General features: G+C 71.3%; 7 protein-coding genes, 1 rRNA gene and 2 pseudogenes. 6 read left to right on the plus strand and 4 right to left on the minus strand.

Features of this window, described 5'->3' with window-relative positions; translation table 11 throughout:
* Positions 1 to 1,030, minus strand: a 1,030-nt coding sequence (locus tag C1I98_RS35075; RefSeq protein ID WP_158558309.1) for a substrate-binding domain-containing protein, incomplete at its 3' end; no start/stop codon positions are given.
* 150 nt (positions 1,031 to 1,180) lie between these two features.
* Between C1I98_RS35075 and C1I98_RS35080 the strand changes: the two genes are divergently transcribed.
* The 5 genes and pseudogenes from C1I98_RS35080 to C1I98_RS35095 form a co-directional block, all read left to right on the plus strand.
* Positions 1,181 to 1,411, plus strand: a complete 231-nt coding sequence (locus C1I98_RS35080; protein WP_111171618.1) for a hypothetical protein — start codon at positions 1,181 to 1,183, stop codon at positions 1,409 to 1,411.
* 3 nt (positions 1,412 to 1,414) lie between these two features.
* Positions 1,415 to 1,693 carry a hypothetical protein gene (locus C1I98_RS35085; RefSeq protein WP_111171619.1) on the plus strand — a complete coding sequence of 93 codons (279 nt, stop codon included), beginning with the start codon at positions 1,415 to 1,417 and terminating at the stop codon, positions 1,691 to 1,693.
* Positions 1,693 to 1,938 (plus strand): histidine kinase, encoded by a 246-nt coding sequence (locus C1I98_RS44630; RefSeq protein WP_233508448.1) that lies wholly within the window; start codon positions 1,693 to 1,695, stop codon positions 1,936 to 1,938. Before C1I98_RS35085 ends, C1I98_RS44630 begins: the two co-directional genes overlap by 1 nt.
* Positions 1,939 to 1,941: 3 nt before the next feature.
* Positions 1,942 to 2,148: a hypothetical protein gene (locus tag C1I98_RS44635; protein WP_233508449.1), complete on the plus strand. Its 207-nt coding sequence runs from the start codon at positions 1,942 to 1,944 to the stop codon at positions 2,146 to 2,148.
* A gap of 50 nt (positions 2,149 to 2,198) precedes the next feature.
* Positions 2,199 to 2,399, plus strand: a pseudogene (locus C1I98_RS35095) (response regulator transcription factor); the annotation flags it as partial.
* A gap of 15 nt (positions 2,400 to 2,414) precedes the next feature.
* Here C1I98_RS35095 and C1I98_RS35100 read toward each other — a convergent pair.
* Positions 2,415 to 2,705 carry a hypothetical protein gene (locus C1I98_RS35100; RefSeq protein ID WP_111171620.1) on the minus strand — a complete coding sequence of 97 codons (291 nt, stop codon included), beginning with the start codon at positions 2,703 to 2,705 and terminating at the stop codon, positions 2,415 to 2,417.
* Between the two features lie 67 nt (positions 2,706 to 2,772).
* Positions 2,773 to 3,697 (minus strand): annotated as a pseudogene (locus C1I98_RS35105) (ABC transporter ATP-binding protein).
* A gap of 425 nt (positions 3,698 to 4,122) precedes the next feature.
* Between C1I98_RS35105 and C1I98_RS35110 the strand changes: the two are divergent.
* Positions 4,123 to 4,725, plus strand: coding sequence for an alpha/beta hydrolase (locus C1I98_RS35110; RefSeq protein WP_158558310.1), 603 nt, complete (start codon positions 4,123 to 4,125; stop codon positions 4,723 to 4,725).
* A gap of 90 nt (positions 4,726 to 4,815) precedes the next feature.
* Here the strand turns inward: C1I98_RS35110 and rrf are convergent.
* Positions 4,816 to 4,932, minus strand: a 5S ribosomal RNA gene (gene rrf, locus C1I98_RS35115).
* Positions 4,933 to 4,939 lie beyond the last annotated feature (7 nt).

Raw genomic sequence — 4,939 nt, forward strand, 5'->3', positions numbered from 1 at the left:
CGGCCCGCCCGTCGCCGTCGCGGAACCCGGCCTGCCGTACGGCCCGCCTGCCCTCCGCCGACGTCGCCGTGTCCTGGAAGACCAGCGCGGTGGCCCGCCTGGTGCTGTCCTCGGTGAGCACCAGGAAGGGGTGGTCCAGGCTTACCGCGCCCTCCTCCGGGTAGATCCCGGCCGCCGGGACCTCCGGATCGGCCGCGTTGTGCGTGAAAAGCCGCTGCTCGGTGGTGACCGCCGCGACGTCGGCGTCGCCGCCGAGCACGTCGAGCGCGGCGGCCGGGTCGGGCACGATCGCGGCGCGCAGCGCGGAGAGGTCCTTGCCGAGGTCACCGAGCCCGAGTACGGCCTGGCCCACGGCCCACCGCCGGGGGTCGGGAACCCGGAAGGAAAACCGCCCCGCCCGGCCGCCCGCCGACACCATGTCCCAGGTCGGACGGCCCGCGGCGGCGGCCAGGCGACCGGCCCGCGCCTGCCGTACGGCGAGGATCACCGGCGTGCGCGCCACCGACGGGCCGCGTGCCTCGCCGATCCGCGCGGGAGCGCCGCCGGCGGCGGCCAGGCCGGCCCAGCCCGACGACTCGGGCACCCACACGTCGGGCCCCGGCTCGCCCGCGGCCAGCGCGGCGGCGACGTCGAACGACCGGCCCGCCCGCACCGACACCTGGGCGCAGCCGGTCCGGTCGGCGTCGCGTTCGGCGAGCGCGCGCAGCACCGGGGCGATCTCCGGGGCGGCGGTGACCCGCACCCGGTCGGCGGCGGCGCAGTCGGCCGGGCCCATCACCGCCCACACCCCGCCGGTCGCCAGCGTCAGCGCCATGACCACGACGGACGCGGCCACCGCGGCCCGCCCCCGGCCGCGCCGCGGCGCCTGGAACTCCTCGGGCGAGAGGATCGGCAGATCTTGAGGGGGCCGCGGTGGACGGACCTCACGGTCGTCCGGCGGCCACACCCGCACCTGGTCGGGCCACTGGGTGCGCGGGTCCGGGCGACGGCGGCGTGCCGGAGTCCGAGTAGAACGATGTCGCTTGACCAATTCCCGTACCTTGTGTCGCCGCAGATCGAACCCCGTTGCAGACGGGATCTTAGCGCTCCACCACGCCGCCCCGAGGCTGGTCCGCGTACCTGGTGGCATAGCAGAATCGAATGGTCACCCCATGCGCACCAGAAGGACGGGCCCAGCGGCATGACGCGAATCCCACGGCTGGACGCGGCCCGCCGGATCTTCACCTACACCGCCGCCACCGTCGGCGCGTTCTTCGGCATGCTGGTCGGCCTGCAGAAGCTCGCCACGCTGCTGCTCATGTCGGGCGACGAGCTCGACGCCTCGCTGCGGTGGCGTACGGTGGCCGCGGGGATCTGCCTGATCGCGGCCTACGTCGGCTTTTGGCGGATGAACCGGACGATCTTCCACTAAGGGGTGCCCCGGCCGACCACCGACATCATCGTCACCGGGCTGCCGGCCGTGGCCGCCGTGGGCATGAACCCGTACGGGGGCGAACTCGCCGCCATCCTCTGGCTCATGGGGACCGTCCTGCACATGCGGCTGAGGACGGCCATCGCCGCGGGGATCTTCATCGCCGTCGTCCCCCTCTGGTACATGACGATCGTCTACAGCGGCGACGACGCGGGCGGGCTGACCTTCTGGGCCGTCAACCTGCGTCAACCTGCTGATCATGTTCGCCTGGGAGGGGGTTGATGCTGATGCTGCGCTGGCTGTGGGGGGCGACACAGGGGCTCCAGGCGGGCCAGGACGCCAGGGCCCAGCTCGCGGTCTCGGAGGAACGGCTGCGCTTCTCCCGCGACCTGCACGACCTGCTCGGGCACAGCCTGTCGGTGATCAGCCTGAAGAGCGAGCTGTCGGCCAAACTGGCCCTGAAGGACCCGGCCAAGGCCGCCGAGGAGATGCACGAGGTGCGCAGGCTGGCCAGGGACTCGCTGTAGGAGGTGCGCGCCGCCGTACGCGGCTACCAGGACATCGACCTGGACGCCGAGCTGGCCAGCGTGCGCGCCGTGCTCGACGTGGCGGGCATCCGCTGCGCCGTGGACGCGCGGACCGCCGACTCCGAACGGATCTCCACCGAGGGCGGCTCGCTGTCCGCCGGCGCCACCGGCACCGGCGAATACCTGCTGCGGGCGGCGATGCCGACATGATCCGCGTCCTGCTCGCCGACGACGAGCACCTGGTCCGTGGCGCGCTGGCCGCCGGGGACAGCCCGCTCACCGCCCGCGAGCGGGACGCGCTGCGGCTGGCCGACCGGGGCGCCGGCGTCGGCCAGATCGCGGCCGAGCTGCACCTCACCGTGGGCACCGTGCGCAACTACCTGTCCAGCGCGATGACCAAGCTCAACGCCGGGAACCGGCTGGAGGCCATCCGCACCGCCCAGCGGATGGGCTGGCTGTAGCCCTTCCGCGGGCGGTCAGGCGTCGCGGCGGCGGAGCGCCACCACGGCGGCGGCCAGCAGTACGACCGTCCAGCCGGTCAGGATCACCGAGGCGCCGACCGCCGACCGCGCCCACGACTCCGCACCCGGGAAGAACGGGTAGATGTCCTCCCGCGGCCACTTCGGCAGCAGCATCGCCACGAATCCGGGCAGATAGATCCCACCGATCATGATCGCGATCGTGCCCGCGGAGCTGCGCACCAGCGTGCCCACCGCCAGCGCGACCAGCGGCAGCAGCAGCGCGCCCCGGGCCACCGACCAGAACACCCCCGGATCGCCCAGGCTCGCCTGAAGATCTGCGGCCGCGAGCAGCGCGCGAAAACGCCGATCGCGGTCATCGGGTGCCCTCCCTGCCGTTGACGTTCGTGCTGCTGAACTCCACGTCCACCGCCGTCAGGTCCATGAAGGCGGTCTCCAGCGAGGCCCGCTGCGGGGCCAGCTCGTGAACCGGTACGCCCTCGCGGGCGGCCAGCTCGGCGATCCGCTCGATGGCCAGCGCGGTCACCCGCAGCTCACCCTCGGCCGCGGCGACCTGTGCCCCCTCGGCGGTGAGCACGGCGGAGAGCCGGGCAGGGTCCGGGGTGCGGACCTGGACGTAGGCGCGGGCGTTGTGCTCGATCAGGTCCTTGGTGGTGGTGTCGGCGACCATCTCGCCGCGCCCGATCACGATCAGGTGGTCCGCCAGGCCCTCCATCTCGCTCATGATGTGGCTGGACACAAGTACCGTGCGCCCCTGCGCGGCGAACCCACGCAGCAGGGTGCGCATCCACCTGATCCCCTCGGGGTCCAGGCCGTTGATGGGCTCGTCGAACATCAGCACCTTCGGGTCGCCGAGCAGCGCCGCCGCGATGCCCAGCCGCTGGCTCATGCCAAGCGAAAAGCCCTTCATCCGCTTTCCGGCCACCGAGGACAGCCCGGTCAGTTCCAGAACCTCACCGACCCGCCGGCGCGGAATGCCGTTGCTCTGCGCGAGCGCCAGCAGGTGCGCTTTCGGAGTGCGGCCACCGTGTACGCCGCGCGCCTCCAGCATGGCCCCGACCTGTGTCAACGGGGCGGCCAGGCGCTCATACGGCATGCCGTTGACGGTCGCGGCGCCGCTCGTCGGGCGGTCCAAACCCAAGATCAACCGCATTGTGGTGGCCTTGCCCGCCGTTCGGCCCGAGAAATCCGGTGACGACGCCGGGACGCACCTGAAATGTCAGCCCGTGTACCGCACGGGTCTTCCCGAAATGCTTGGTGAGGCCGGCAACCTCGATCATCCGTGTCCTCCAGAATGCCCCTGGGAAAGCTCGCCTTCGCTGCCACAAGGGTGTCTGAAACGGCGGAAGGCCGGATAGTAGCCCGAATCACCGACCGTTCATGACAGGCATCACATGAAACGATCGACATTTCTCATGTTCCGCCGATGATGTGCGCGACTGTCGGTTCCGCATTGTTCAGGAGACCCTTTTCCCATGCTTTTCCAACGGCCTGGAAAGACCCGATCGGCGTTCCTGGTGATGCATGTGGCGCTGCTGGTGGCGGCGATCATCATGGTGCTCACCGGCTGCGCTCCGCCCGGCCCACGCCCGCCGTCCCCGCGCCGGACGCCGGCAGCTCGCCGTCGGCCGGCCTCGCGCCGTACTATGCGCAACGCCCCGCCTGGAAGGACTGCGGGCAGGGCTTCCCGTGCGCGAAGGTACGGGTGCCGCTGGACTATGACGATCCGGGCGGGCGGCAGATCACGCTCGCGGTCAACCGGCTGCCCGCGCTGCCCGGCGGGGAGCGGATCGGCTCACTCGGCGCGGCGTTCCGTGAGAAGGACGGCGAACTGCTCGCCGAGCTGGGCGAAGGACTGATGGGCCGCCGCCCGGACGGGACGTGGAGCAACCAGATGGTAGCCGGGCTGGCCATCCGGTGCGCGGGCTGGCCGCATACCACGCGCCAGGCCGCCGAGGCGGCAGCACGGCAGACCCGGGACTTCCGCACCTTCGGCAGGGGCCTGGGCCTGGCATGGGTACAGTGCCGGTCCTGGCCGGTACCGCCGCCGAAGGCACTACGGCCGATCCCGCACGCCAAAGGCTCCGCCCCGATCCTCGTCATCGGCACCCTCCGCGACCCGGCGACGCCTTATGGCTGGTCGGTCGCACTGACGGGACACCTGGACAACGCGCGGCTGCTCACGTACGACGGCGACGGGCATGGGGTCTATCTGCTGGCCGGCTCGAACTGCGTGGACGACGCCGTGGACCGGTACCTCATCCACGGGGAACTTCCCCTGGAGAACAGTCACTGTCCGGCGATGTGAACGGGCACAAAAAAGTGAGAGGTCTCTGGTCGAAGCGCGCCCCGCAAAGGACACACCCCGACCAAAGACCTCTCACCCCATTCAAAAATTGTGCGGCAGCGACCTACTCTCCCACACCGTCCCCAGTGCAGTACCATCAGCGCAGGCAGGCTTAACTTCCGGGTTCGGAATGTAACCGGGTGTCTCCCCACCGCCATAACCACCGCAACCCCAC

Origin of the sequence: Spongiactinospora gelatinilytica (assembly GCF_003236385.1) — a bacterium.
Classification (GTDB): domain Bacteria; phylum Actinomycetota; class Actinomycetes; order Streptosporangiales; family Streptosporangiaceae; genus Spongiactinospora; species Spongiactinospora gelatinilytica.